Origin of the sequence: Kitasatospora sp. NPDC059973 (assembly GCF_042737525.1) — a bacterium.
In the GTDB taxonomy this organism is placed as follows: Bacteria; Actinomycetota; Actinomycetes; order Streptomycetales; family Streptomycetaceae; genus Kitasatospora.
The window spans coordinates 12,721-39,062 of the sequence record NZ_JBHWUI010000059.1; the positions used below are offsets into that span (position 1 = coordinate 12,721).

20 protein-coding genes and 2 pseudogenes are annotated in these 26,342 nt (G+C 74.6%); 10 read left to right on the plus strand and 12 right to left on the minus strand.

Features of this window, described 5'->3' with window-relative positions; translation table 11 throughout:
* Positions 1-106: 106 nt before the first annotated feature.
* The 4 genes from ACFWA9_RS17940 to ACFWA9_RS17955 form a co-directional block, all read right to left on the minus strand.
* Positions 107-1,714, minus strand: coding sequence for an alpha/beta hydrolase (locus ACFWA9_RS17940; protein ID WP_380388156.1), 1,608 nt, complete (start codon positions 1,712-1,714; stop codon positions 107-109).
* Between the two features lie 204 nt (positions 1,715-1,918).
* Complete coding sequence (locus ACFWA9_RS17945) at positions 1,919-3,175, minus strand: MFS transporter (RefSeq protein ID WP_380388157.1); 1,257 nt, start codon at positions 3,173-3,175, stop codon at positions 1,919-1,921.
* A 280-nt stretch (positions 3,176-3,455) separates the two neighbouring features.
* On the minus strand, positions 3,456-5,237 hold the full coding sequence (locus tag ACFWA9_RS17950; RefSeq protein ID WP_380388159.1) for an ATP-binding cassette domain-containing protein: 1,782 nt from the start codon (positions 5,235-5,237) through the stop codon (positions 3,456-3,458).
* Positions 5,234-7,249, minus strand: coding sequence for an ABC transporter ATP-binding protein (locus ACFWA9_RS17955; RefSeq protein ID WP_380388161.1), 2,016 nt, complete (start codon positions 7,247-7,249; stop codon positions 5,234-5,236). Before ACFWA9_RS17955 ends, ACFWA9_RS17950 begins: the two co-directional genes overlap by 4 nt.
* 1,016 nt (positions 7,250-8,265) lie before the next feature.
* Here ACFWA9_RS17955 and ACFWA9_RS17960 point away from each other — a divergent pair.
* The 9 genes and pseudogenes from ACFWA9_RS17960 to ACFWA9_RS18000 all read left to right on the plus strand — a co-directional run.
* Entirely contained in the window at positions 8,266-9,606 is a 1,341-nt protein-coding gene (locus ACFWA9_RS17960) for a condensation domain-containing protein (RefSeq protein WP_380388163.1), read from the plus strand.
* A gap of 164 nt (positions 9,607-9,770) precedes the next feature.
* Positions 9,771-10,658 carry a diiron oxygenase gene (locus ACFWA9_RS17965; RefSeq protein WP_359807746.1) on the plus strand — a complete coding sequence of 296 codons (888 nt, stop codon included), beginning with the start codon at positions 9,771-9,773 and terminating at the stop codon, positions 10,656-10,658.
* Between the two features lie 133 nt (positions 10,659-10,791).
* A complete protein-coding gene (locus tag ACFWA9_RS17970; RefSeq protein WP_352293770.1) occupies positions 10,792-11,637 on the plus strand; it encodes an aminoacyl--tRNA ligase-related protein in 846 nt (281 codons plus the stop codon).
* A complete protein-coding gene (locus ACFWA9_RS17975; protein WP_380388165.1) occupies positions 11,624-12,685 on the plus strand; it encodes an NAD(P)H-dependent flavin oxidoreductase in 1,062 nt (353 codons plus the stop codon). Before ACFWA9_RS17970 ends, ACFWA9_RS17975 begins: the two co-directional genes overlap by 14 nt.
* 4 nt (positions 12,686-12,689) lie before the next feature.
* Positions 12,690-13,703 carry a methyltransferase gene (locus ACFWA9_RS17980; protein WP_352293773.1) on the plus strand — a complete coding sequence of 338 codons (1,014 nt, stop codon included), beginning with the start codon at positions 12,690-12,692 and terminating at the stop codon, positions 13,701-13,703.
* Positions 13,704-13,812: 109 nt separating this feature from the next.
* Complete coding sequence (locus tag ACFWA9_RS17985; protein ID WP_329491118.1) at positions 13,813-14,052, plus strand: acyl carrier protein; 240 nt, start codon at positions 13,813-13,815, stop codon at positions 14,050-14,052.
* Positions 14,049-14,714 carry a cysteine hydrolase family protein gene (locus tag ACFWA9_RS17990; RefSeq protein WP_380388168.1) on the plus strand — a complete coding sequence of 222 codons (666 nt, stop codon included), beginning with the start codon at positions 14,049-14,051 and terminating at the stop codon, positions 14,712-14,714. The genes ACFWA9_RS17985 and ACFWA9_RS17990 overlap by 4 nt, the downstream gene beginning before the upstream one ends.
* 608 nt (positions 14,715-15,322) lie before the next feature.
* Positions 15,323-17,380: a xanthine dehydrogenase family protein molybdopterin-binding subunit gene (locus ACFWA9_RS17995; protein WP_380388170.1), complete on the plus strand. Its 2,058-nt coding sequence runs from the start codon at positions 15,323-15,325 to the stop codon at positions 17,378-17,380.
* A 73-nt stretch (positions 17,381-17,453) separates the two neighbouring features.
* Positions 17,454-17,900: pseudogene (locus ACFWA9_RS18000) on the plus strand ((2Fe-2S)-binding protein); the annotation flags it as partial.
* 234 nt (positions 17,901-18,134) lie between these two features.
* Here ACFWA9_RS18000 and ACFWA9_RS18005 read toward each other — a convergent pair.
* The 6 genes and pseudogenes from ACFWA9_RS18005 to ACFWA9_RS18030 form a co-directional block, all read right to left on the minus strand.
* Positions 18,135-18,677 (minus strand): annotated as a pseudogene (locus ACFWA9_RS18005) (GNAT family N-acetyltransferase).
* Between the two features lie 83 nt (positions 18,678-18,760).
* Positions 18,761-19,357: a TIGR03086 family metal-binding protein gene (locus ACFWA9_RS18010; RefSeq protein WP_380388172.1), complete on the minus strand. Its 597-nt coding sequence runs from the start codon at positions 19,355-19,357 to the stop codon at positions 18,761-18,763.
* Positions 19,358-19,546: 189 nt separating this feature from the next.
* A complete protein-coding gene (locus ACFWA9_RS18015; RefSeq protein WP_380388174.1) occupies positions 19,547-20,296 on the minus strand; it encodes an SDR family NAD(P)-dependent oxidoreductase in 750 nt (249 codons plus the stop codon).
* A 94-nt stretch (positions 20,297-20,390) separates the two neighbouring features.
* Complete coding sequence (locus ACFWA9_RS18020; protein ID WP_380388176.1) at positions 20,391-21,083, minus strand: class I SAM-dependent methyltransferase; 693 nt, start codon at positions 21,081-21,083, stop codon at positions 20,391-20,393.
* 77 nt (positions 21,084-21,160) lie between these two features.
* The gene (locus ACFWA9_RS18025; RefSeq protein WP_380388178.1) at positions 21,161-21,928 is read right to left on the minus strand and encodes a transglycosylase family protein; all 768 of its coding nucleotides are present in this window, start codon (positions 21,926-21,928) and stop codon (positions 21,161-21,163) included.
* A 527-nt stretch (positions 21,929-22,455) separates the two neighbouring features.
* Positions 22,456-23,244: a LysE family transporter gene (locus ACFWA9_RS18030; protein WP_380388180.1), complete on the minus strand. Its 789-nt coding sequence runs from the start codon at positions 23,242-23,244 to the stop codon at positions 22,456-22,458.
* 69 nt (positions 23,245-23,313) lie between these two features.
* Between ACFWA9_RS18030 and ACFWA9_RS18035 the strand changes: the two genes are divergently transcribed.
* The gene (locus ACFWA9_RS18035; protein ID WP_329491109.1) at positions 23,314-23,745 is read left to right on the plus strand and encodes an Lrp/AsnC family transcriptional regulator; all 432 of its coding nucleotides are present in this window, start codon (positions 23,314-23,316) and stop codon (positions 23,743-23,745) included.
* A gap of 24 nt (positions 23,746-23,769) precedes the next feature.
* Here the strand turns inward: ACFWA9_RS18035 and ACFWA9_RS18040 are convergent, their stop codons facing one another.
* Together ACFWA9_RS18040 and ACFWA9_RS18045 are read right to left on the minus strand one after the other, a co-directional pair.
* Positions 23,770-24,438 carry a response regulator gene (locus ACFWA9_RS18040; RefSeq protein ID WP_380388182.1) on the minus strand — a complete coding sequence of 223 codons (669 nt, stop codon included), beginning with the start codon at positions 24,436-24,438 and terminating at the stop codon, positions 23,770-23,772.
* Positions 24,439-24,542: 104 nt separating this feature from the next.
* Positions 24,543-26,228, minus strand: a complete 1,686-nt coding sequence (locus tag ACFWA9_RS18045; protein WP_380388184.1) for a histidine kinase — start codon at positions 26,226-26,228, stop codon at positions 24,543-24,545.
* Positions 26,229-26,342: the final 114 nt, after the last annotated feature.

Sequence of the window (26,342 nt, forward strand, 5' to 3'; positions counted from 1 at the left end):
GCCCGAGCACCGGCCCCACCCCGGACCGGGGCCGGACCGAGCACCGGCCCCCCGCCGCACGGGCGGGGGGCCGGTCGCCCGTCGGCTGCCTGCCGACCCGGCGGGGTCAGGCCACCGGCGGGAAGGCTTCGGCGTCCGGCTTGAGGAGCTGGCCGGGAGCCGGCACCTGCCGGCCCACCAGGTAGGAGGTGACCAGCTTGTTCAGCTCCTTGCTCCGGCCGACCGCGCAGTGCTCGATCACGTCGACGCTGACCAGGACGGCGCTGCCGAGCTGGCGCTGCATGCGCTTGGCGAAGGTGTACTGGGTGGCCGGGTCGTAGAGGTTGCCGATCACCATCACCGGGGTGGCGGTGCGCCGGTTCCACGGGCCGGTGTACCGCTCGACGTCACGCGCGGGGGCCGGCCAGGTCGCGCAGGCGGGCGCGTCGAAGGCCTGGTAGCGCCCGAAGGTCGGCGCGTCGCGCTCCCAGGAGCGGGCCGCGTTGACGAAGGCCCGCGGGTTGGACGGGTACGGCTTGTCCTGGCAGTTGACGCCGTAGTAGGAGTCGTCCGCCGAGTACGGGGTGTCCGCCGGGGCCTCGCGCAGCGCGGCGGGCACGGTCACCGCCAGCGGGTCGGCGTCGGCCGCGTTCTTCGGGACGGCCAGGGACGGGGCCTTCTGCTGGCGGAGCACGTCGTCCAGCGCCTGCAGCGAGGTGGCCAGCGGGGCCTGCCGGCTCTGCGCGTAGAGCGCGTTGGCGACCTGGCTGGTGAAGCTGGACAGCGTCACCTGGGTACCGTTCGGCAGGGTGACCGGGGAGGTGCGCAGGTGGTCGCGGATCGCGTCGAACTTCGCCCGGGTGTCGCCCGCGCCGAAGGCGCAGCGCGGCGCACCGGCCGCCTCGCAGCGCTTCAGGTACTCGTCCAGGGCGAGTTCGAAGCCGTTCGCGCGCTCCCGGTCGTACTCCAGGCCGTCGTGCAGCCGCAGGCTCGGGTCGACGTTGCCGTCGATGATCACCGCGCGGACCTTGTCGGGGTACATGTTGGCGTAGGTGGCGCCGATCAGCGTGCCGTAGGAGAAGCCGGCGAAGGAGAGCTGGCGGTCGCCGACCCCGCGGCGCATCCGGTCGAGGTCACGGACCACGTTCTCGGTCGACATGTGCTCGATCAGCGGGCCGGCGTTGCGGTCGCAGGCGTCGGTGTAGTCCCGGGTGGCGGCCAGCGTGCCGTCGATCTCGGCCTTGGTGACGGGCACCCCGGTCAGCCGGTCGAAGACGCCGTTGGCCTCCTCGTCGGTGCCGAAGCACTTCAGCGGGTTGCTCAGGCCGACGCCGCGCGGATCGAAGCCGATCAGGTCGAACCGGGCCTGGACCTCGGGCTCGAAGCGGGTCGTGGTCGCCCAGAGGTAGCCGCTGCCGCCCGGACCGCCGGGGTTGAGGAACAGTGAGCCGATCCGCTTCGCCGGGTCACCCGCGCGCCGGCGCATCATGGCGATGCCGATCTTCTCGCCGGACGGGTGCGCGTAGTCCAGCGGCACCGGGTAGACGGCGCAGTCGTATATCCCGGGGTCCGGCTTGGACGGGTCGGGATTGCACGGTGCCCAGGCGACCGGGTCGACCCGGGCCTCGGCGGCCGCCGCGCCCGGGTCGGGTGCCGCCGAGGCGGCGGCGGTGGTGCCGGCGACGAGCGCGAACGCGCTGGCGACCGCCAGCGCGAGACTGGTGATACGGGACACGTAACCTCCTCCGGTTCTGCAAACCCGGTCAGCCTGGCAGCCGCTCCTCGGGAGGGGAAGACCACGTACCGCCGTGGATCCTTCTGGTGCGACGCCATCTGTCCGGCAATTTCCTTTATCGGAGCAGGATTTGGCGCAAAATCCACCGCAGGCCGTCCGCACCCCTCACCATCCGGACAGCGTCCGCCCGCTGGTGAGGGCTCATCAGATGCGCGCGGGTAGCGCCTGCGCCGCCTGCGGCACCGCCACCGCTCCCGGGCGGCGGTGCTCCGCCCAACGCACCGCCGGCCCCATCGCCCAGCCGGCCGCCGCGAACAGTGCGCCCAGCAGCAGCCAGCCCGGCGTGCCCCAGCTCAGCAGCAGCGTGGTGAGCAGTAGCGGACCGACCGTGCGTGCCACGGCCACGCCCGAGCCGAAGAACCCCTGGTACTGGCCGGTCTGATGGGCCGGCGCCAGGTCGAAGGCGATCTGCCAGGAGCCGGCCGACTGCCGCAGCTCACCGGCCACCTGGAGCGCCGCGGCGGCGACCAGCAGCCCGCCCAGCGCCCAGGGCGGCAGGCCCGCGGCGGCGGCCAGGGCGAAGACCACGCAGGAGACGAGCAGGACGACGCCGGCCTCGCGCACGGCCCGCGAGGCGGTCCGCAGTCCGGTGACCCGGCGGGCCACCCGCACCTGGAAGAGCATCACCCCGACCGTGTTGAGGACGAACAGGCCCGACCCCAACCAGCCGAGCCCGGGCGCCCGTTCGGCGATCCAGAGCGGGATCACCAGGCTGAGCAGGGGCATCCGCAGCAGCAGGACGGTGTTGAGCAGGGTCACCACCGCGAACGGCCGGTCCGAGAGCACCTCCAGCCGGGGCGCGGCGCCGGTCCGGTCCCGGCCGGGCGCCACCTCGGGCAGTCGCAGCAGCGTCAGTCCGGCGCCCAGGAAGCCCAGCGCGGTCACCAGGAAGGCGGCGAGGAAGGCCGTCCGCGTGCCGACGGTCAGGACGACGCCACCGAGGGCCGCGCCGAGCGCCAGTCCCGCGTTGAGGGTGGACTGCAGCCGGGCGAGCAGTTCGGTGCGCTCCTCGCGCGGGACAAGGCCGCCGACCAGCGCCTGGCGCGCGGCCGTGAGCCCGGACTGCGTCGTGGCGTACACGGAGGCGGCGAGCAGGAACGCCGCGAAGGAGTGGACGACCAGGAAGGAGGCGACGGCCGCACCGGTGGCCAGGGCCAGCAGCACCGCCGTGCCCCGCGGCCCGCGCCGGTCGGCGAGGTGGCCGAGCGGGACTCCCGCCAGCGAGCCGATCGCCCAGGCGACGGCCAGGCCGAGGCCGAGCCGGGCGGCCGAGAGGCCGACGACGTGGGTGAAGTACAGCGCCGAGCAGGTGAAGTACGCGCCGTCGCCGATCGAGCTGATCAACTGGGCGGCGGCGAGGGTCCGCCGGGCCCCGGCCGGTGGGACGGATCGAATCGACACAGCTCTCCCGGGTCGGGCGGCCGTCGGCCGCTCGGTCGCACTGACAGGATCAATGCTAGGGAGCGGGTGGACCGGCCAACAGGGCCAGTGGTGTGGCATGGGAGTGGGCCACTTCGCCGCCGGGGCCGGTCCGGTCCCGGTCCGGCCCCGGCGAAGGGGGCGGGACCGGGCCGTCGGCCCAGCGACGGACGCGGACCCGCCGACGGCAGAGCCCTGCGGCGAACGCGGACCCGCCGACGGCAGAGCTCAGCGACGGGCGCGGACCCGCCGACGGCAGAGCTCAGCGGTAGACGCGGGCCTGCAGTCGGTAGAGCTCCGCGTACAGGCCCTCCGCGGCGGCGAGTTCGGCATGGCTGCCGACCTGCGAGACCCGGCCGCCCTCCAGCACCACGATCAGGTCCGCCATCCGCACCGTCGAGAAGCGGTGCGACACCAGCAGGGTGACCGCTCCGGTGTCCGCCCGGGCCTGGGCCGCGAGGTCGGCGAAGTGCTCGAACAGCGCGTGCTCGGCGGTGGCGTCCAGGGCGGAGGCCGGTTCGTCGAGCGCCACCAGCAGCGGGCGGCGGCGCAGCAGGGCCCGGGCCAGGCCGAGCTTCTGCCACTGGCCGCCGGAGAGTTCGGCCCCGTCGCCGTAGCCGCGGCCGAGCAGCCCGTCGAGGTCGCCGTCGACCCGGGCCAGCGCCGGGCCGCAGTCGGCGCTCTCCAGAACCCGGGTGAGCGCCGCGTCGTCGTCCAGCCGCTCCAGGTCCCCGATGCCCACGTTGTCCCGCAGCCTCAGCTCCAGCCGGGCGAAGTCCTGGAACAACGTGGCCACCCGGCGCTGCCAGAGCTGCGGGTCGCACTCCTCCAGGTCGACGCCGTCGATCAGGATCCGGCCGGAGGTGGGCCGGTAGAGCCCGCACAGCAGCTTGACCAGCGTGCTCTTGCCGGCGCCGTTCTCGCCGACGACGGCGAGCGCGGCGCCCGCCGGGATGTCCAGGGTGACGTCGTCCAGGACGGCCCGCTGCTGGCCCGGGTACCGGAAGGTGACGCCCTCCAGGCGGATGCCGGCCGTCATGGCCTCGGGTACGGTGCCGCCCGCCGCCTCCTCCCGGCGCGGCTCGCGGAGCCCGTCCAGTCGCTGCAGGGTGCGGCCGGCGCCCTGGAGCACCGAGAGCAGCGTGAGCGCGCTGGAGACCTGCAGGCTGACCTGCGCGGCCAGCGTGATGACCAGGATGACGTCGCCGATGCCGGCGCCGGCGCCGCTGTTCACGGTCTGCCGGGCCACCAGGTAGATCGCACCGCCGTACGCGGCGGCGAAGGCCAACTGCCCTGCCGCGCGCAGCAGTCCGGCCTTGGCGTGGGCGCGGGCCAGGGTGCCGGTGGCGCGCCGCCAGTCGCGGCCGTGGCGCTCGATGAGCACCGACGCGGCGCCGGACAGCCGCACCTCCTTCACGGAGGCGTGGGTGGTGGCGAGTTCGAGCAGGTGCCGGCCCAGCCGGTTCTCCGGCGCGGTGGCCTCCTTGCCCCGGTCGACCAGGAGTTGGGCCCGGTTGCCGACCAGCACGGGCACCACGGCGAACAGCGGGAGCAGCAGCAGCCACGGGTTGAGCAGCCCGAGCAGGACGGCGGTGACGGCCATCTGGAGGCCCAGCCCGCCGAGCTGGAGGACGGCTTCGAGCGCGGCGCGGGTGCGCGGCAGCTCCTCGCGGATCAGGGTCAGGGCGTCGGCGACGTCGGCGCGGTCCAGCTTCTCCAGGCCGCGGTCGCCGTGGGCGATCGAGATCACCTCGGCCTGCAGGCTCAGCTCCTCCAGCTCACCCAGCTCGAAGTAGGAGAGGTGGGCGAAGTGATTTATCGTCAGCTCGACGACCAGCAGGAGCGCCGTGGTCAGCGCCAGCCAGGTGGCGGCCGAGCCGGTGCCGTCGATGGCGGCCGTGGTCAGCTCCTTGAGGCTGACCGCGATCAGCGGTGTGGCCAGGTAGCCGACGGTCATCAGCAGGACGGCGTGGGTCAGCCGGCGGGAATCGCAGTGCACGGCGAGCCGCAGCAGCCGGCGCACGGCGTGGAACAGTGTGGTCATCGGGCACCCACCGGGCGCATGGTGCGGTCCTCTTCCTGTCCGTCCGGGTCCTGCGCGTCGGTCGGGCCGTCGCCGGATTCCTCGTCGCGCGCGAACCGCTCCGCCTGGATCCTGAACAGCTCGGCGTAGCGGCCGTCGAGTTCCATCAGCTGCTCGTGGGTGCCGCTCTCCGCCACGCCGCCCTCGGCCAGCACGACGATCCGGTCCGCGCGGCGCACGCTGGAGAACCGGTGGGCGATGATCACACTGGTGATGCCCTCGGTCATCTCCAGGAAGCGGTCGAAGAAGGCCGCTTCGGCGCGCACGTCGAGCTGCGCGGTGGGCTCGTCGAGGATCAGCAGCGAGGCGCCGGCGTCCACCGCGAGCAGGGCGCGGGACAGCGCGATGCGCTGCCACTGCCCGCCGGAGAGGTCGCTGCCGCCCTCGTACTGGGTGGACAGGACGGTGTCCAGGCCCTTCGGGAGCCGCGCGACGATCTCGGCCGCCCCGGCCCGTTCGGCGGCGGCGAGCAGCGCCTCGCGGTCGCCGAGCAGCTCCGGCCGGCCCATCCCGATGTTCTCCGCGGCGGTGAGCTGGTAGCGCGTGAAGTCCTGGAAGATGACGGCGATCCGGCGCTGCCACGCCTCGGCGGGCAGCCCGGCGAGGTCGGTGCCGCCGGCGGTGATCCGGCCCTCGGTCGGTTCGTGGAGCCCGGCCAGCAGCTTGACCAGGGTGGTCTTGCCGGAGCCGTTGAGGCCGACGATCGCGGTGGACCGGCCCGGCCGCAGCTCCAGCTCCAGGCCGCGCAGCACGTCGGGGCCGTCCTCCTGGTAGCGGAAGGCGACGTTCTCGAAGCGGATCGGACCGTCGATCGCGGGCGAGGCCCCTGCGGGCGACATACCGGCGGGTGAGGCCCCGGCGGGCGAGGTCCCGGCGGCGGAGTCCGGCGCGGGGCCGACGCCGGGCCGCGCGGGCACCCGGGCGCGGGCCAGGGCCTCGAAGCGGACCAGGGAGTCGTAGGCCGCCAGCCCGTACTGGGTCTGGACGTCGCTCTCCGGGAAGTAGACGCCGAAGCGCATCGGGATCAGCACGGCCTGGAGCGCCACCGAGAGCTGGAGCAGCGACAGCGTGCCGTCGACCCCGCTGCGGGCCAGGACCACGAGCGCGGTGCCGCCGCCGAGCAGACCGACCACCGCGAGGCCGACGAAGGGCCAGAAGAGCAGCCGTCGGCGCCCGGTCCAGAGCGGTTCGAGGTATTCGCGGGCCTCCCGCTCGTGACGGCCGAGCAGCCAGGGCAGCAGCCCCAGCATCCGGGTCTCCTTGGCGAGTTCGGGCCCGCCGGCGGCCCGCCGCAGATAGCCGACCCGGCGGCGCGGGCCGGCCAGCGAGCCCAGCAGGGTGGCGAAGCGGCCCAGCGAGCCGCGCTGGCCGAAGCGGATGACCAGGGCGGTGAGGGCCACCATGACCCCGGGGAGGACACCCAGCGTGACCGCCACCATCACGGCGGCGCCCGCCAGTTGGGCGTAGCGGGCGATCAGCGCCAGGGCTCCGGCGGCGGCGTCGCCCGGGGTGGGCCGGGCCCGGTCGAAGGCGCTGCGGGCGTCCGAGAGCAGGTCGAGCACGTCCTGCCGCTCCAGCTCCGCCGCGGGCAGGTCGTTCAGCGCGCCGTCCATCAGCCGGCCGATGCAGGCGCCGTCCACCCGGCGGGTGACCACCTCGCTGACCACGGTCTGGAACGGGGTCAGCAACTGCTGCAGCACGAACGCCCCGACGGCGATGCCGAGCGCCGCGGCGACCTTCTCCCAGTCCGCTCCCGTGGTGCCCCCGGCGGCCGCGGCGGCCGGGATGTCCGCGATGACCCGGCTGGTCCAGGCGATGAACGCGATCGGCAGCAGCCCGACCACGAGGTGGACCACGGCGCCCGACACGAGCAGGCCGGCGCCGGCATGGCGCAGCAGCTCGACGACGGCGCGCCAGCGCCTGACGCGGCTGCCGAGCCAGCCGGCGCCGGCAGACGGAACGGATGACGACACCTTGAAAACCCCCGTGGACAAGTGTGCTGACGAAGCCGGCGGACCGGTGAGGCACCGGCCCGACGAGCCGGGTGAACGACGTGCAGGGCGAACGGCGAGCCGGGTGAACGACGTGCAGGGCGAATGACAGGACGTGGACCGGAAAGGGCGGACGGACGGAACCGGCGGACTGCCGGGCCGGCGAGGAAGGGAGCGGACGCGTGACGCGACGTCGACCGCGGTCGTTCGTACCGGTGCTGGAAGACACCCCGTAGCAGGACCGGCGGCTGTGCGGTTCGGCGCGAGCAGGAGCCACGGGGTACCCGGGCGGTCGGCGGAGCGGCGGGCGTGGGTGACAACCGATTTTGTTCCGCTGCTGCTCATGATCGTGCGCCGCGATCAGCTTGGACTAGACCAGTGGTCACGTCAAGGAATTCGTGGAACTGCCGGTTCCGGGCGGGCCGGGTGGTTCGGCCCGCCCGGCCGAGGAGCGGCGCGGGCCGCCGGAAGGTGCTGGACAACCCGAAGCGGTGGTCGCTAGGGTCCGAAGCGGAAGGGAGCAAACCGGCCGGCCGGGTCGGTGTCTCCGTCCTTCACCTCGGACCGGGGTCGACGTGGGCCGCCGCCCGATCGGTGGCCCCGCACCTCTGGAAGCCGGACCGAGGGCGAGGCCCACAGCCAGCCCCACCCTCCGCGGCGTCCCACCCTCCACCGGACTTCACGCCGCACCGTCCCCGCGACCGCCGGTCCGCCCTCCGCACCGCCGCACCGCTCCCGCCTCGCGTTCCGCCGGGCCGGCCGCCTACGGCGGTCGACCGGGCCCGCCCGCACGTCCCCGAGCGATGCACCGCACCCCCGAGGCGCCCCACTGCCGTGGCGCCCGGCCGAGGACGCGGCAGCCCCACCGCATCACCGCACCGCACCACGCCGTCAACCGACCGCGCCGCTGACGCGGCGCAGCCCCGAGAGGCATAGGCATGGAACAACGTCGTGTCGGCTCCCTCCGGTTCCACGGGGACCGGACCGGGAGCGCCCCGATGACCTGGGGTCAGCGCGCCATCTGGAAGTCCATCCAGTGGCTCGACGAAGGCGCCCACTACTACAACATCCCCCGGGTCGTGTCCGCACCACCCGGCCTGACGCTCCATCAGATCGAAGGCGCGCTGGGCCGGTTGCTCTCGCGCCACGAGGCACTGCGCACCCGGTTCGAGCAGACCGGGCAGGGGCCGGTGCAGCACGTGTCGGCCTCCGGCGAGCTCGCCGTCCCCGTCCACGAGGCCCCGCCGGGCGAGGGCGCGACGGTCGCCGACGAGGTGTCCCGGGCGCTGGCGGCCGAACCCTTCCGGCACCGCGAGGAGTGGCCGTTCCGCTGCGCCGTGGTGACGGAGCAGGGCGAGCCGGTCCAGGTCGCGCTGGTCTTCTCACACCTGGGCGTCGACTTCTGGGGCGTGCAGCAGGTCGAGCAGGACCTGCGCGCCCTGCTCGCCGGGCAGGACCCGGAGCCGCCGGCCTGGCAGCCGCTGGACCAGGCGGGGTTCGAGACCGAGGGCCCGGGCGCCGCCCGCGGCGCCGCCTCGGTCGACTACTGGCGCCGGAGCCTCGCGGGCCTGCCGCCCACGATGTTCCCGGCCACACGGTTCCCGCCGGTCGCGGGCGAGGCCTCCCCGGTCACGGACGCCGCCGAGCGGTTCGTCCGGCTGCGCATGGACTCGCCCGCCGCCGCGGTGGCGGCCAGCGCGCTCGCCGACCGCTGCGGGGTCAGCACCGGTACCGTCCTGCTCGCCGGGACGGCCGCGCTGCTCGGCGCGTACACCGGGAACAGCACCGCCGTCCTGCAGTTGATTGCCGTCAACCGGCACGACGAGCGCAGCCGCCGCCTGGTCGCCGCGATGACCGCCAACGCGCTGTTCTCGCTGGACGTGGCCCGGCCGACCTTCGAGGAGGTCATCCGCGCCACCTTCCTCGCCGGCATGAACGCCTACCGCTTCGCGCAGTACGACCCGCTGGTGGTCGACGGGGTGATCGACGCGGCCCGGGAGGCGAGCGGCGGTGCCCTGCGGCTCGCGTCCTTCTTCAACGACGTCCGCCTGCACGACCGTTGGGAGCGGCTGCCGGCCACCGACGGCTCCGCGGAGCAGCTGCGGGCGCTCACCGAGAAGACCGAGGTCTCGCTGATCGGCACCTGGGAACGCCAGGACGCCGACTTCTTCGTGCACACCACCTACGAGCCGGACACCTGCCTGCTGTACCTGATGGCCGACACCGCGCTGATCCCCCGTCCGGAGATCGAGCGCCTGCTGCGCGCCTTCGAGCGGCTGCTCGTGGAGAGCGCGGCCGGCCTGCCGGGCCTCGACACCCTCCCGGTCGCCGGCTCCTGACCCGACCTCCCTCCCCCACCACCGAAGTACGCCCGGCCGAAGTACGCCCGGCGTAGGTCCGGTCACGCCCGAAGTACGTCCACGTACCTCGGAGCACGCCCGACGATCGCCCAAGTACGCCCGAAGTAGCCCAGAAGCCCTCCGTCACACAGGAGCACGCACCCATGAGCAGCACCGCACCCGCCATCTGGGACGAGGAGGTCAGCGCCGCCGTCGAGCGCCTGACCACCGCCGCCGAGAACGAGTACTACAACCCGTACCAGACCTTCGACTGGCCGGAGAGCATCCCCGAGGGTGCCCTGTGGATGAGCGAGGACCTGATGACGGTCCACGGCACCGACGCGGCCGCCGAGCTCACCCGCGAGCAGTACCTGACGCTGGCCAAGTGGGAGAGCGTCAACTTCTACAGCCTGAACGTGCACGGCATCCGCGAGCTGATGCAGGAGGTCGTGGCGCGCATCCACGCCCCGGGCTACGAGATCCCCACGCCGTTCTTCCACCACTTCCTGGGGGAGGAGAACGAACACATGTGGTTCTTCGCCGAGTTCTGCCTGCGCTACGGCGGGAAGCTCTACCCCAACCGGGCGATGAGCTTCGGCGACCAGAAGCACTCCGCGCTGTTCGACAACTTCATCGTGTTCAGCCGGATCCTGATCTTCGAGCAGATCGTGGACCACTTCAACAGCAAGATGGCCGGTGACACCGCGCTGCCGGAGACGATCCGGGCGATCAACCGGGTCCACCACCAGGACGAGTCCCGGCACATCGCGTTCGGCGCCCAGCTGGTCCGCGCGCTCTGGGACCGGCTGCGCGAGGCCGGCGACGAGCAGGAGCTGACCGCCGCCCGGCAGTACATCGAGAAGTACATCAACGCCTCGATCCAGCAGCTCTACAGCGTGGACGTCTACCGGGACGCCGGCATCCCCGACCCGTTCGCCTTCCGCACCCGGCTGCTGGCCGACCCGGCCCGGGGGCCGGTCCACGACGCGATCGTCAGCCGCACCACCGCCTTCTACCGCCGGATCGGCGTGCTCGCACCGAAGGCCGCCTGAACCCTCGGCCCCGCCGGGACCCACCGGCCCCCGGAACCACCGGCACACGAGAACTCCAGAACCACCGGAACCACCAGCCCACCGGCCCCACCGGCCCCACCGGAACCATCCACGAGAACGAGGTACCGCTCGCATGACATCGACCGTAGAGCCCGCCGCCGTCCGGCTGCGCGACCCCGGCCCCGGCCTGGTCGCCCTCGACCCCGACCGGGCCGCGCTCCTGCTGGAGCTCGACGCGCTCTTCACCGGCCTGGCCGACCAGGTCGCCGCGCCCGCCGTGGTGGGCCCGCCGCTGCTGCCCGTCGAGGGCCTGGCCAAGCTCGACTACTTCCGGAACTTCCCCCACCTCGGGGTGCTCGCGGCCCGCCTGTCCGAGCAGGCCGTCGACGAGCTGGCGGCCGGTGCGGAGGCCGGCCGGCAGCCCGTCGAGCCCACCGGCTACGTGCTGCCCTCGGCCACCTGCTACGGCGTGCTGCTCTCGCTGGAGGGCCAGGAGGTCGGCGAGGAGCTGCGGCTGACCGCCGTCGGCCGCTGCTTCCGCAACGAGGACCACTACGACGGCCTGCGCCGGCTCTGGGGCTTCCACATGCGCGAGGTCGTGTACTTCGGCTCGGCCGACGGTGCCCGCGACCACCTCGCCACCTCCCGGGTCTTCGTCGAGGAGCTGGCCGGGCGCCTCGGCGTCGAGCTGTCGTACCAGCCCGCCAACGACCCGTTCTACGACCGGACCGGCTCCCGGGCGAAGCTGATGGCCCTGGACCCGGTGAAGTACGAGTTCGTCGCCACCGACGGCACCGCGATCGCCTCGGTCAACCGCCACCGCAACTTCTTCGGCGAGCGGCTCGGCATCACCTCGGGCGGCGCGACCGCGCACAGCAGCTGCACCGCGTTCGGCGTCGAGCGCTGGGTGCACGCGATGCTGCTCGCCCACGGCACCGCCGAAAAGGCCCTGGCCCGGGTGCGCGATGTCCGCGCCTGACACCGGGGAGCGGGCCCGGGTGCTCGCCGCGGCCGAGCGCGGCGCCGCCGCGCTCGGCGTGGAGTTCCCCCTGGTGCAGGCCGGTATGGGCGGCATCGCCGGACCGGCCCTGGCCGCCGCCGTCAGCGAGGCGGGCGCGCTGGGCACGGTCGCGCTCTACAAGGGCGACCGGGCGCTGGCCGTCGAGCTGATCGGCGACACCGCCCGCCGCACGGCGCGCACCTTCGGCGTCAATCTGATCCCCGAGGTGTCGGGCCGGCTGCTCCCGGAGCAGATCGGCGCGCTGATCGAGGCGGCCGACCGGCAGCTCGTGCTCAACAGCTACGGCCTGCCGCCGGAGGCCGAGGCCCGCCGGGTGCTCGACGCCGGCCACCGGCTGGTCGTCCAGGTCGGCACGCCCGAGGACGCGGCCGCCGCCGCGGCGCTGGGCGCCCACGCCGTCGTGCTGCAGGGCACCGAGGCCGGCGGCCACCACCTCGGCACCCGGCCGCTCGCCGAGCTGCTGGCCGCCTACGACCAGGAGCCGCCCGCGCTGGTGTCCGGCGCCGTCACCGACGGCGCCGGCCTGCTGGCCGCGCTCCGGGCCGGGGCGAGCGGGGCGCTGTGCGGCACGGTCTTCGTGACCACCGCGGAGTCCGCCGCGCACGACGACTACAAGAAGGCCGTGGTCGCGGCGACCGGTGCGGACACCCTGATCACCGACCGCTTCTCGATCGGCTGGCCCGGCCGTCCGCACCGGGTGCTGCGCGGGCCGGTCACCGATTCGCCCGAGCCGCCGCCGGCCACCCTGATCGCCTGGACCACCGTGATGGGGGTCCGCCGTCCGGTGCCGCGCGGCTCCGCGGCCGCCCCCACCGTCGAGGCCGAGGGCCGGATCGACGCCATGGCCCGCTACGCCGGCCTCGGCAGCGGGCGGATCACGGCCGTCGAGCCCGCCGGGCGGGTGGTCGCCCGGCTCCGCGAGGAGTTCCGGGCCGCCCTCGCCGGCGACGCCGCCCGCACCGGCGACGCGGTCCCCGACTCCCTCCGACCCTCCGAAAGGACGTGACCCCATGGCCCTGGACCTCGGACTGACCCAGGTCAGCCAGCTGGCGTTCGGCTACTGGCACTCCCAGGTACTGATCGCCGCGGTCGAACTCGCGGTGTTCGACGCGCTCGCCGACGGCCCGCTGGGCGTCGACGAGGTCGCCGAGCGCTGCGCCGTCCCCGCGGACTCCGCGCTGCGGCTGCTCGACGCCGCGACCGCCCTGCGGCTGCTGACCCGGGACCCCGACGGCGGGTACCGCAACACCCGCACCGCCGAGCGCCTGCTCACCACCGGCTCGCCGGAGTCGCTGGTGCGCTGGGTCCGGGTGATGGGCCGCTGGTACCAGCCCTGGGGCCGGCTCGGCCAGGCCCTGGAGCAGGGCCGCGCGGTCGAGGACCGCAGCGGCCGGCTCACCGACGACCCGGCGTACGTCGAGGACTTCATCCTCGGCATGCACGAGTACAACTCCCGGACGGCGGAGGCCGTCGCCCGGGCGCTGCCGCCCGAGGACGCCCGGCGGCTGATCGACGTCGGCGGCGGCGCGGGCAGCTACAGCATCGCGTTCTGCCGGGTCTGGGAGGGGCTGCGGGCCGAGGTGGTCGACCTCGCGCCGGTGGCCGAGCTGGCGGGCAAGGTGATCGGCGAGGCCGGTCTGGCCGACCGGATCACCGCCCGGACCGGCGACTACTACCGGGACGCCTTCGGCACCGACGCAGACGTCGTGCTGCTCTCCAACGTGCTGCACCAGGAGAGCCCGGAGAACTGCCTCTCCATCCTGCGGCGGTCGGCGGCGGCGCTGCGCCCCGGCGGCCGGGTCCTGGTGCACGGCCACTTCCTGGAGGAGTCCCGCACCGCGCCGGTCTTCACCACCCTGCACAACCTCTCCGCCCTCGCCCTCTGGAGCGGCGGCCGCAGCTACACCACCGCCGAGATGGCGGAGTTGATGACGGCGGCCGGGCTGTCGGACATCGAGGTGCTGCCCACCGCCGAGCAGTCGGCCCGCCTCCTGGTGGGCCGCGCCGGGGGCACCACCGCCTGAGCGCCGGTACCGCCCGCCCGTCCTACCGCCTGCCGGGCCGGCGCCGTCCCCGCGGACTCCGTCACGGACGCGTCGCCGGCGCACCCTTCGAAACCTCCCAGGAGCTGTCATGCAGCAGATCATCGAGTGGATCAACGCCAAGAACCCCGAGCTGGACCGGGAGATCGACCGCGAGGAGGACCTCATCGAGGGCCGCCTCATCGACTCCCTGGACTTCCTGGAGTTCATCTACCTGCTGGAGAGCATCTCCGGCCGCACCATCGACCTCCAGGAGGTCAGCGTCGACGACTTCCGCACGGTCGAGCGGATCGAGCAGCGCTTCCTCGCCGACCTGATCGAGGCGGCATGACGACGGCCGACCCGCACCTCGCCCCGCACCCGGCGTCCTCCGCCCTGGTCACCATCGACCTGCAGCGGGACTTCCTCTCCGAGAGCCCCTACGGCATCCCCGGCACGACCGAGGTGCTGCCGCAGGTGCGCCGGACGGTCGAGGCCTTCCGCGCCGCCGGCCGCCCGGTGGTCCACGTCGTCCGGCTGTACGAGAAGGGCGGCGGCAACGCCGACCTGGTCCGCCGGACGCTGCTGGCCTCCGGCACCAACCTGGTCGCGCCCGGCTCCGAGGGGAGCGGGCTCGCCCCGGCGCTCGCCCCGCTCGGCGCGCCCCCGCTCGACCCCGAGCTCCTGCTGGCCGGGCGGGCCCAGGAGTTGGGTCCGAGCGAGTACGCGATCTTCAAACCGCGCTGGGGCGCGTTCTACCGGACGGCCCTGCAGGAGCTGCTGGAGGGGCACGGCGTGGATACCGTCGTCCTCGTCGGCTGCAACTTCCCGAACTGCCCCCGGGCCACCCTGATCCAGGCCAGCGAGCGGGACTACCGGGTGGTGGCCGTGCCCGACGCGATCTCCCGCACCAGCGAGCAGGGGCTGGCCGAGGTCGCCGGGCTCGGTGTCCAACTGCTCGACACCGCCGAGCTGCTGGCGCGGTTCGGGTTCCCGGCCCCCGAGGAGGGCTGACGCCCGCGGGTGGTCGGAGCGGGCCGCCCCGGTCCGCTCCGACCACCCGCACGGCCACCTCCCGCGGCTTTGCGGTCCCGCTCGCCGGCGGGCCCGCGGACACCCCGGGCCGGACCCGCGGCCGAGCGGCGAACCCCCGTACGGGCTGGGCCCGGCCGTCACCCGGACAGCGGTACCGCGGCCGCCGCCACGCCCTGCCGTGCCGTCCGTATCCGCCCCATCCGACATCCCCGCAGATGCCCGTTCCGGCCCGAAGTGCCCGTGTTGACCGGCCAGTAGCCCCCTCCTATGCTCGACCGCGTTCGTGATCCGGCACCGGGGCCGGGGCCGCCGAGGCCGCCCGGCCGGAGCCGACCCCGGCTCGAAGGGCTCCTGCCATCAGCACCTCCGTCGCATCCCCGGGCAGCGGGCGGGACACCGCCGCCCAGGCCGCCGCCGACCGTGCCGCCAGGCCCACCGGCCGCCGCCGGTTCCTCACCTATCTGCTGGCCGCCCCCACCCTCACCGTCGCCGCCCGGGCCGGACTCGACGCCGCCGCACCCGCCACCGCCCACGCCGCCGCCGAACGGGCCGCCGCCGCCGCAGAACGGGCCGCTGAGGCACCGCAGTTGCTCGGTCTGCCCGGCATCCCCGACATCCTGGACCTCGGCGACGCGCTGATCGTGGCCGGACTGCCCACCGCCCACCTGCTGGTCCTGGAGATCACCCCCGGCGGTCGCGCCGCGCTCCACCTCCCCCGGCTGGAGGTCGGCCAGGGCCTCACCACCACCATCGCGATGCTCGTCGCCGACGAACTCGACGCCCGGCTCGGCGATGTCGACGTCCCGCTCTCCGACGGCCGCCCCGACCTGCTGTTCAACCAGCTCACCGGCGCCTCCAACTCGGTGCGCTCGCTGTACGACCCGGTCCGCGCGGCGGCCGCCGCCGCCCGCGCCCGGCTGGTCACCGCCGCCGCCCGCCGCTGGTCGCTGCCGGCCGACACGCTGCGCACCGCCGACTCCGCCGTCCTCGCCCCCGACGGCCGTCGGGCCGGTTACGGCGAACTCGCCGCCGAGGCCGCCGCCGTGGCCGTCCCGGCCGTGCCCGCCACCCCGAAGCCGGCCGACCAGCAGCGTCTGGTGGGCCGGCGGACCGGGCGGATCGACGCCCGGGACATCGTCACCGGCCGCGCGAAGTACGCCGGCGACCTCGCCGTCCCCGGCGCGGTGCCGACCGTGGTCGCCCGCCCGACCACCATCAACGGCACCCTCAAGTCCCTGGACGCCTCGGCCGCCCGCACCATGCCCGGCGTCCTCGGCGTGGTGCGGATCCCGAGCGGCGTGGCCGTCCTGGCAGAAACCTTCGACCAGGCGCTCAAGGCCCGCGACGCGCTCCGCACCTCCTGGAACCCCGGTCCGGTCGCGGCGCTCTCCGACGCCGACATCCGGGCCCGACTCCGCGCCGCCCACGCCCCGTTCCTCGTCCCACCGCTGCTCACCCAGTACGTGGACGGCGAGTTCGACTTCGCCTTCGTCAACCACGCGCCCATGGAGGTGCTGACCGCCGTCGCCGACGTGCGCCCCCACCGGGCCGAGATCTGGTTCGCCTCGCAGACCCCGATCGTGGCCCAGCAGACGATCGCCGCCGAACTCGGCCTGCCGCAGGACGCCGTGACCGTCCATGTGGTGCGCGGCGGCGGCTCGTTCGGGCGGCGGCTGTTCTTCGACGCCGCACTGGAGGCCGCCCAGATCTCCCGGGCGGCGGGCCGCCCGGTCAAGCTGATGTGGACCCGCAACGACGACATGCGCCACGGCCGGATGCGCCCCGCCAGCCACCACCGGGTGCGCGCCACCTACGGCCTGGGGCAGGTGCTCAGCTACGAACACCGGGTCGCCACCGTGCGGACCGACTTCCGGCACGGCCTCGGCGAGGCGCTCACCGCCGCCGGGTTCAACCTCTCGGTGGCCGGGATCAGCCTCGCCCAGGCCTTCTTCCTGCTCAGCGAGAAGAACCCGTACAACGTCGGCGTCCCGACCCAGCTGCTCTCCGAGGTGCCGCTGGAGGTGCCCACCGGCAGCTGGCGCTCGGTCTACTCGGGCACCGTCCGGGTCGCCGACGAGATCATGATGGACGAACTGGCCCGGCGGCTCGGCCAGGACCAGGTCGCCTTCCGCCGGGCCCGGCTGCGCGACGCCCAGGGCCGGGCCGTCCTGGACAAGGTCGCCCAGGCCGGCCGGTGGGGCCGCCCGATGCCCGCCGGCCAGGCCCAGGGCATCGGCTACCACGACGAGAACGGCGGCCGGGTCGCCTACCTGGTCGAGCTGGACGCCTCCGATCCCCGCCGGCCGCGGGTCACCCGGGCGGTGATCGCCGCCGACGTGGGCCGCGTGATCAACCCCAGTGGTCTGGAGGCCCAGTTGACGGGCGCGCTGATCGACGGCATCTCGGTGATCCTCCGGGCCGGCAACCACATCGACCACGGCGCCGTCCGCGAGGGCAGCTTCTCGGACTTCCGCTACGCCCGGCAGCGGGACACCCCGCCCTCGGTCGAGATCCACCTGCTGCCGCCGAGCGGTCCACCCGGCGGCGCGGGCGAGCTGGGCGTCCCGGCGGCCTCGGCCGCGGTCGCCAACGCCTACGCCCGCGCGACCGGAACCGCCCCGCGCTCCTTCCCGCTCGACTTCTGAACCCGCCGCCCGCACTCCCCCGGTGGCCCCGGTCCGCCGCCGCCACCGACCTCTTCGAAGGGCCCGACTCCCCATGCCCAGCCACACCTTCGTCCTCAACGGGCAGCCGGTCACCGTCGAGGCGCCGGACGACATGCCACTGCTCTGGGTGCTGCGCGACAAGCTCGGCGTCACCGGCCCCAAGTACGGCTGCGGGGTCGGCGTCTGCCGCGCCTGCACCAGCCACCTGGACGGCGAGGAGTTCCAGCCGTGCACGGCGGCGGTCAAGGACTGCGCCGGACGGACGGTCACCACCATCGAGGGCCTCGCCGACGGCGAGGTCCTGCATCCCGTCCAGGAGGCCTGGCTGGAGTGCGACGTCGCCCAGTGCGGCTTCTGCCAGCCCGGCCAGATCATGACGGCCGTCGCCCTGCTGCGCCGCACCCCGGCGCCGACCGACGCCGACATCGACGGGATCCAGAACATCTGCCGCTGCGGCACCTACCCGCGGATCCGCGAGGCGATCAAGAAGGCCGCCGCCGCCCAGGCGGCCGCCGCCCAGGCGGCCGCCGCACCCACGGCGACGACCGGTTTCGCACCCGGACTCGTACCCGTGTTCACCACCCGGGCCGCGGCCGGGCCCGCAGCGCGCCCCACACCCTGAGCCCGGCCCGGGACGGACCGGCCACACCCTTGCCGAACCGGAACGTCCCGGCCCGGCCCGGGCCGACAACGGTGGCCGCGCCCTTGCCCGAATGGGCCCGCACCAGCGAGATCACCGTCCATCGCCGGGGTGCGGCCGCCATTCCGCTTCGAGGATGCCGAACACCTCGGAGTCCCGCCAGCCGTCCCGGATCAACGCGGTGTGCCGATGCCGCCCTTCGTACGTCATGCCGAGCCCGGCCAGCGACCGGGACGACGCGAGGTTGCGGGGGTCACAGGTCGCGTAGATCCGGTGGAGTCCCAACTCCCCGAACCCGCGCGACAGTAGCTCCCGTCCGATCGCCGTACCCACGCCACGCCCCTAGGCCCCCGGGTGCACGATGTAGGCGATTTCGCCCTGCCGATGGCGACGGTTGCGAATGCGCAGCTCACCCATGCCGACGAGTTCGCCCCCGAAGCGGGCGACGTAGACGTATCGCTGCTGACGGGCGTGCGACCAGGCGTCGACGGCGGTCTGCACGAACGCGCGCGTCTGGTCCTCGGTGTTCGGCCCCCACGCCTGGTAGCGACAAGCCTCCTCAAGGCCGGCCCAGGAGTGCACGGCCTGCCAGTCGTCGAGCACGGGCTTGCGCAACGTCACCGCGGATCGGGTCATCAGCGGATCCTGCCGGATTCCGTACGGGCGGGAGCCGGAGCCGGTTGGTCCGGGCGCCGGCCACCGGCCACCCCGCCCGCGGCTCAGCGGGCCTCAGGGTCCCGGCCGAAGAAGGCGGCCAACCGGTCGTAGACCGGCGCGTCCTCGGGCGCGGCCACCTCGGGGCCGAAGGAGTGGTGCTCCTCCTCGCTGCCCCGGTACTGGGGGCGCAGCGCGCCGCGCCCCCAGTCGAGCGCGGCCCGCCCGACCTCCTGGTCCAGGCCGGCCGTGGACTGGCCGGTGGAGCGGGCCACGTCCCAGCCGTGCACGGCGAACTCGGCGATCTGCTGGTCCAGCGGGAAGCGGGCGGGCAGGTGCTTCCCCCCGGGGAGTTCGATGACGCCGTCCAGGTCGCCGGGCGCGCGCCAGGCGGCCACCAGCTCTTCGGCGCCGGCCTCGAAGGCGTGCAGCCAGTCGCCCTCGACCCGGTCGAAGGGCTGTGACCAGTCCGGGTCGCCGCCCTCGGCCCGGAGGGTGAACTGCCGCAGGTCGAACAGGAGGTGGCTGACGAGCTGGGTGACGTCCCAGGAGCGGCAGGTGCTCGGGTGGATGCCCTGCTCGGCACCGATGCCGTCGATCAGCCCGGCGGTCTGGGCGAGGGCTCGGGCGAGCAGGTCGATCGGATCTTCCGTTGCGGTCATGGCGCACCTCTTCGCTTCGGGGCGAGCGGTCGGACCGGCCGATCGTAAGCGGGGGGACCGACAACCGGCCCGGCGCAACACCGCGCCGGGCCGGCCGTCGCCCCCGTTCGACCGGCCCGCCGACCGCCGGCCACCCCGAACGGGCCGGACCACGCCGGACCACGCCGGACCAGGCCCGATCGGGCCCGATCAGGCGGCGAGGCCGCCGTCCACGGCGATCTCGGCGCCGGTGATGTACCGGCCGTCCTCACCGACGAGGTGCGCGATGGTGGCCGCGACGTCCTCGACCCGGCCGTAGCTGCCGAGTGCCGTCAACCCGCGCTGGAACTCCGCCGACGGACCGTCCGCCGGGTTCAGCTCGGTGTCGATCGGGCCGGGGTGGACGACGTTCGCGGTGATCCCCCGCGGGCCCAGCTCGCGCGAGAGCGCCTTGGTGAGACCGATCATCGCGGCCTTGCTCGTCCCGTAGAGCGTGGCACCGGGGAAGGCCACGTGCTTCGCGACGCAGCTGCCGATCGTGACGATCCGCCCGCCCTCGGTCAGGTGGGCCGAGGCCGCCTGGGCGTAGAGGAACGGCGCCCGGACGTTCACCTCCAGCACCCGGTCCACGTCGTCGAGCGTGAGCTCCTCGATCGGGCCGAGCACGCCGACGCCGGCGTTGTTGACCAGGATGTCGAGCCGCCCGAAACGCTCGGCCACGGCCTCGACCACGGCCCGGACGGCCTGCGGGTCGGCACTGTCCGCCCGGACGGCCCAGCCGCGCCGGCCCATGCCGGTGATCTTCGCCGCGACCGCCTCGGCCCGCTCCGCACTGCCCTGGTAGGTGACCACGACGTCGGCGCCGTCCTCGGCCAGCCGCAGGGCCACCGCCGCCCCGATCCCCCGGCTGCCGCCGGTCACCAGGGCCACCTTGCCGTCGAGCTTCGCAAGCTGGGTCATCGTCATATCGTCAGAACTCCTTGACTCGTTCGCGGACATGACTCAATCCTCGACCGGCGCCGCCCACGAGTCCGGCGGTATTCGGACGTCGCGTTCAATCTTCAACAATCGGCTGTTCCCAGTAGTACGAAGCCACCGCGGGCTGGCCGGTCCAGTTCGGACCGGCCGCCGGATCCGCCCCCAGGTACCCGAACGGCAGGCGCACGGTCCGCGCACCGTCCAGCACCAGCAGGTGCCGCCGGGCCCGGTACTCGAACCCGGCCGCGCGCAACGCCGTCAGGACGGCGCGCGCGGCGCTCGATCCGTCCGCCCGGCGCACCGAATCCGGGTCGAAGTGCGCGGCGAACCGCCCGTCCGGCACCAGCCGGCCCGCCGCACGGGCGATCGCACCGAGCTGGTCGCCGAGGTAGTGCAGTCCGTGCACACAGGTGATCAGGTCGTAGGCGCGCTCCGGCACCCAGTCCGCCACCGCCGCCGTCACCAGCTCCAGCCGCGCCGCACCCGCCGGCAGGGCGGCCGGCGGGGCCGACGGACCCACCAGGTCGACACCGGTCAGCACGCTCGCGGTCGGCAGCCGGCGGGCGGCCTCGACGAGCGCCCGCCCCTCCCCGCTGCACAGGTCCAGCCAGCTGGGGGCGCCGCAGCGGCCGCCCAGCCACCCGGCCGGGTCGAAGCCCAGCTCCCGGGTGTAGCTGTTGACGCCGCTGAGCCCTCGCTCGCGGTTCATGGTGTTGTTGGCGACCACGTCCGAGCTGGTCAACTCGCCGTCACCGATCAGTCGGGGCATGGCGTCGACCCTACCGACGCGCCCGAGCGGCCGCCCCTGGACGGGGCGGCCGCTCGGTGCGAGGTGCGGGGCGGGCGTCAGACGCTGAGCGTCTGACCCGGGAAGATGAGGTCCGGGTTGCCGCCGATCGCCTTGACGTTCTTGGCGTGCAGGCTCGCGGTGTCGGTGCTGAACTTGGCCGCGATGTCGCTCAGGGTGTCGCCGCTCTTGACGGTGTAGCTGCCGCCGGAGCCGTTCCGGTCGGCGGCGGCCGGCTTGGCCGGCTTGGCGGTGTCCTGGGACTTCCAGGACTGGGTCTTCTGCGGCTTCTGGGCCTGGTCGCCCTGCGCGGCCTTGCCCGGGGCCTGCTTCGCCTGCGGGGTCTGCGCGGGCTTGGCGGGCTTGGCCGGCTGCTGCGCCTTGGGGGCGGCCTGGGCGGCGGTGTCGACGGCCGCCGGGGCGCCGCCCTTCGCCAGACCGGCCTTCGCCGAGCAGACCGGCCAGGCGCCGGGCCCCTGCGAGGCGAGCACCTTCTCGGCGACCGAGATCTGCTGCGCCTTGGTGGCCTGGTTGGCCTGCGAGGCGTAGGCGGTACCGCCGTACGCGGCCCAGGTGGACGGGGTGAACTGCAGTCCGCCGGAGAAGCCGTTGCCGGTGCTGATGCTCCAGTTGCCACCGCTCTCGCACTGGGCGACGGCGTCCCAGGTCGAGGTGGGCGCGGCGGAGGCCGAGGTGGCCGTGACGAGGCCGGCCACCGGGAGGGCCGCGACGGCCCCGCCGACCAGCACCAGACGGGCACGGCTGCGGCGCTTCCCGGCGGTGGTGGTGTTGGTGGTGGCAGCGGCGGTCTCGTTACGGATCGTCATGAAAGTCCTCTCGACAAGCCCCGGGCGGGCAGGCGGAACCAGACCCTTGGCAGGGCCTTCGCGCTCACCTCACTCGACGGGCGGCCGGGCACGTGTCGGACGTGCCGCGCCGCCCCGGCCACCCTCGCTCGCCGACGGCCTGTTCGAGCCGGTCGCGTCAACGGGCACGGCCCTCGCGCCGGGGGTCAGTCGGCGGGCTGTGCGTCGGGGGTGAACCCGGGTGGTGCTCGTTGCACCGCCAATGAAGCTACGGCCCCCACCGGGGCGGCTTCAAGCAATTCTTGGACGCCGCAGGTCAGTTGACTGTTACCGGCGGTATCGATCATGAAACTGTGCCCGAAATTTACGTGTTTGACCGCATTTTCAAGATCGAATGATCAATTTCCGTGCCATCGCTCACACCTGTCCATCTGTGAGGCCCCCCACACCGTCGACACAGAGCGATGGCGCGCCGACGGACCGTCACCACCGCCACCGGAGTTCCCGGTTCCGTGGACCGCCCCCGTGGCGTCGCCCACACCTGTCACTTAGCGTGGCCACGCCATGCGCAGCGCGTAGCACACGACCAGTCCGTACCCGACGCAGTAGCTGAGCGCCCGGGCCCGCGGCGAGAGTCGCGCGCCCACCGAGACGCCCACCGCCGCCAGCCCCTGCTGCCAGAGCAGCGAGGCCACCAGCACCCCGGCGACGAAGGCCGCGCCACCCGCGCCGCCCTGCGGGCCGCTACCGCCCGTGACCAGGGCGGCGAAGTAGAGCGCGGTGGTCGGATTCACCGCCGTCAGGGCGGTGAACCGCAGGAAGGCCCGGACCGGAGGGCCCGCTGGCCCCGCCCCACCCACGCCCGCCGCGCCCACGAAGGCCCTACCGCCCCGGCCCGCCCTGCGGCCCCGGTTCGCCCTGCCCCGGCCCGCCCTGCCGCCCCGGGCTGCCCTGCCCGGGCCCGCCGGGCCGCCCGGTGCCCGCCGCAGCCCGAGCAGCCCCCGGACCGCCACCACCGCCAGCACCACCGCCGAGCCGATCCGGGCCCAGGACTCCCAGCCGGCGGAGGTCGTTGCCCATCGGGAGCCGAGCGCCGTGGCGAGCGCCGCGTACGCCGCGTCCACGCAGGCCACCGCGCACGCCGCACTCACCGCGGCCGCGCGCCCGCGCCGCCCCTCCTCCAGCAGCAGCACCCCGACCGCCCCCAGCGGCACCGCCACGCCCAGGCCCGCCCCGACGCCCGCCAGCGCCGCCGCCGCGGGCCCCGCCGCGGCCGCCGCGGCCTGGATCGGGTCCGTCGCCGTCACCCCGGCCCCGAGGGCCGTCCCGAAAGTCATGGGGCCACCGTCGCCCACCCGCCGCGACAACGGCGGCCGGAAACCGGCCAGGGCCGCGACAATCGCGGTATGGATGCCCTCGACAGCGAAATCATCGGCGAACTGCGCGCGGACGCGCGGATCTCCTACCGCGACCTCGGCGCCCGGGTGGGCCTGAGTGCCAACGCGACGGCCGACCGGGTCCGCCGGCTGGTCCGCAGCGGTGTGATCCGGGGCTTCACCGCCCTGGTCGACCCGGCCGCCGACACCGCTCGTCCGGGCCTGACCGTCTTCGTCGACGTCCGGCTGCGCCCGGAGACGGACAGCGACGCCTTCGAGACCACCGCGCTACGACTGCCCGGCGTCACCGAGGCCGCCCATGTCACCGGCGAGTACGACTACCTGCTGCGCGCCCGGGTGGCCGACGCCGCCGGACTCGACCAGCTGCTGCGCCGGCTGAAGCACGAGGCGGGCGTCGCCCACTCCAACACCCGGCTCGCCCTGCGGATCGCCACCCGCTGACCGGGGACCCGGCACCCGGCCGGGTCAGATCCCGCCACCCAGCCCCGCGTCGCGCGCCAGCAGCGCCGCCTGCACCCGGTTCTCGCAGCCCAGCTTGGCCAGGATCCGGCTGACGTACGTCTTCACCGTCGCCTCGCTCATGTGGATCCGGGCGCCGGCGTCGGCGTTGGAGAGCCCCTCGCCCAGCAGGGCCAGCACCTCCAGCTCGCGCGCGGTCAGCACCTCCAGCCGCTGCCGGGCGGACGCCCCCCGGGCCGCGGCCGGGCCGCCGCGGGCGCCGGCCAGCGAGTCCACGATGTACCGGGTCGCGGCGGGAGAGAGGAAGGCGTTCCCGGTGGCGGCGGCGCGGACGGCCTGGATCAGCTCGGCCGGCGCGGTGTCCTTGAGCAGGAACCCGGCCCCGCCCTCCGTGACGGCGCGCAGGACGTTGTCGCGCTCCCCGAAGGTGGTGAGGATCAGCGCCCGCGCGCCGGGCACCACCCGGCGCAGCTCGCCGAGGGCGGTCAGCCCGTCCATGACCGGCATCTGGATGTCCAGCAGGACGACGTCGACCCGGTGGGCCAGCGCGAGGTCGAGGGCCTGCCGGCCGTCCGCGGCCTCGGCGACCACGTCGATGTCGTCGGCGGAGGACAGGATCATCCTGATCCCGGCCCGGATGAGCGGCTCGTCGTCGGCGACGAGGACTCGGATCACTGCTGGTCATCCCCTCGATGTGGTGCGGGTGGCGCTGCTCGCCACCATCCTCACATCTCGCGGGCCGACCGGTCACCGGCCCGGGCGGCGCCGGTGGCGAGGCGTCAGGACCGGGCCGGGTAGTGCTGCTTCTCCAGCAGCACGCCGTCCTTGAAGCAGAACCGCGCCACCTCCTCCTCGCTCCCCAGGCCGCCCGTGGTCCCGTAGACGAAGTAGCGGCAGGAGGAGCCGGCCGGCGGGGTCGGGCCGCTGCCCTCGTAGTCCTGGGTGAAGAGGCTGTTGCCGATCGGGAGGCGGCCCCCCACCTCGGCCTCGGGAGTGCCCTCCTGGAGCGAGTCGTACAGCCCGCGCGGCACGGTCGCGTCGCCCGCGGCGCCGATGAAGGCCACCACGCCCCAGACCAGCAGCCCGAGCACGGTGAGCAGCACCACCACCCCGCCGACCGCGCAGCCGATCGCCGGGCTGCGCCGCCGCCGGTCGCCGGACCCGCTCCCGACCTCCGGCAGCACGTCCCGCACCCAGGCCTCCTCCTCCCCGGCCGCGCCCGGGGCGGCGGCCGGATCGCCGCCGGCCCCCTGGTAGGGCAGCACCGCGGCGAGCCGGAACCCGGCCTCGGCGGTCGGCCCGGCGTGCACCATCCCGCCGACCAGCCGGGCCCGCTCACGCAGTCCGGTCAGCCCCTGACCGCCGCTGACCGCCGCGACCCGGCCACCCGCCGGCACGTCGGCCGGCTCCGGGGCGCGGGGGTTGGCCACCTCGACCACCAGGGCGTCCGGCTCGTAGCGCAGCGCCACCGAGATGGGCGCGCCGGGGGCGTGCTTGTGCGCGTTGGTGAGCGCCTCCTGGACGATCCGGTACGCGGCCTGGCCGACGCTGGCGGCCGCGGGTCGGCGCTCGCCGTCCTCGCCGAAGGAGACCGTCGTCCCGGCCGCCCGGGAGGACTCGACCAGCTTCTCGATGCCCTCCGTGCCACCGGTGCGCACGGTGGCCCCGGCCGGCCCGCCGACCGGGGCCGGCTCCCGGGCGCTCGACTCGTCGTGCAGCACGCCGACCACCTCGCGCAGCTCGCGCATCGCGGTGACGGCGGCCAGCCGCAGCACGCCGACCGCCTCCCGCTGCCGGTCGGACAGGGTGCGGTCGACCTCCAGCGCGCCGGAGTGGACGGAGATCAGGGCGAGCTGGTGGCCCAGGCTGTCGTGCATGTCCTGGGCTATCCGGTGCCGCTCGCGCAGCCTGGCCTGGTGCGCCACCATGGCACGCTCGCGCAGCAGCTGCTCGTTGCGCTCGCGCAGCGCGTCCAGCAGTGCCCGGCGCTGGGCCCGGTAGCGGCCCCAGAGCGCGGGCAGCACGGCGATCAGCAGGAACCCGCCCAGCGAGAGCCCGATCGTCAGCTTGATCGGCGTCGACCCGGCCTCCTTCACGGCGCTGACGGCCGTCGTCAGCAGGAAGGCACCGGCGAACGAGCCGGCCAGCACGCCGACCCGCTTCACCCGCGCGCCGGCCGACCAGCCGGCGAAGACCAGCAGCGGCAGTGTCCCGCCGAACCAGCCGCAGGCGCCGGCCGCGAGCAGCAGCACGGTCGAGGGCAGGGCGCGCCGGAGCAGGAAGAGCACGGCCGCCCCGAGGCCGACGACCGGCCAGAGGCAGGTGTGGGAGACCATCTCGATCAGCGCCGCGAGCGCGCCCACCAGCAGCGCGCCGACGGCCTCCCGGGCCACCGTCCAGGGCCGCCAGGGCCCGGGCAGCGCCGCTCGTACCGCCCTCGACCAGGCCTTCGCTATCGCGTCCACGCCGCGAGGTTAGCGAAGCGGCCCGCCCGGGCACCGCCACCGTTCGTCGTTGCCCGCCCCGACGAAAGTCGCGGGCCCGACGGAAGTCGCGGGCTCCGTCGGCGGCTGCGGCCG

Bases quoted from the DNA above. Each gene is read 5' to 3' on its own strand.
- ACFWA9_RS17950 (WP_380388159.1), bottom strand. From the start codon at position 5,237: ATGACCACACTGTTCCACGCCGTGCGCCGGCTGCTGCGGCTCGCCGTG.
- ACFWA9_RS17970 (WP_352293770.1), top strand. From the start codon at position 10,792: ATGACATCGACCGTAGAGCCCGCCGCCGTCCGGCTGCGCGACCCCGGC.
- ACFWA9_RS17960 (WP_380388163.1), top strand. From the start codon at position 8,266: ATGACCTGGGGTCAGCGCGCCATCTGGAAGTCCATCCAGTGGCTCGAC.
- ACFWA9_RS17965 (WP_359807746.1), top strand. From the start codon at position 9,771: ATGAGCAGCACCGCACCCGCCATCTGGGACGAGGAGGTCAGCGCCGCC.
- ACFWA9_RS18020 (WP_380388176.1), bottom strand. From the start codon at position 21,083: ATGCCCCGACTGATCGGTGACGGCGAGTTGACCAGCTCGGACGTGGTC.
- ACFWA9_RS17990 (WP_380388168.1), top strand. From the start codon at position 14,049: ATGACGACGGCCGACCCGCACCTCGCCCCGCACCCGGCGTCCTCCGCC.
- ACFWA9_RS17985 (WP_329491118.1), top strand. From the start codon at position 13,813: ATGCAGCAGATCATCGAGTGGATCAACGCCAAGAACCCCGAGCTGGAC.
- ACFWA9_RS18030 (WP_380388180.1), bottom strand. From the start codon at position 23,244: ATGACTTTCGGGACGGCCCTCGGGGCCGGGGTGACGGCGACGGACCCG.
- ACFWA9_RS18010 (WP_380388172.1), bottom strand. From the start codon at position 19,357: ATGACCGCAACGGAAGATCCGATCGACCTGCTCGCCCGAGCCCTCGCC.
- ACFWA9_RS18015 (WP_380388174.1), bottom strand. From the start codon at position 20,296: ATGACCCAGCTTGCGAAGCTCGACGGCAAGGTGGCCCTGGTGACCGGC.
- ACFWA9_RS17980 (WP_352293773.1), top strand. From the start codon at position 12,690: ATGGCCCTGGACCTCGGACTGACCCAGGTCAGCCAGCTGGCGTTCGGC.
- ACFWA9_RS18035 (WP_329491109.1), top strand. From the start codon at position 23,314: ATGGATGCCCTCGACAGCGAAATCATCGGCGAACTGCGCGCGGACGCG.
- ACFWA9_RS18025 (WP_380388178.1), bottom strand. From the start codon at position 21,928: ATGACGATCCGTAACGAGACCGCCGCTGCCACCACCAACACCACCACC.
- ACFWA9_RS17975 (WP_380388165.1), top strand. From the start codon at position 11,624: ATGTCCGCGCCTGACACCGGGGAGCGGGCCCGGGTGCTCGCCGCGGCC.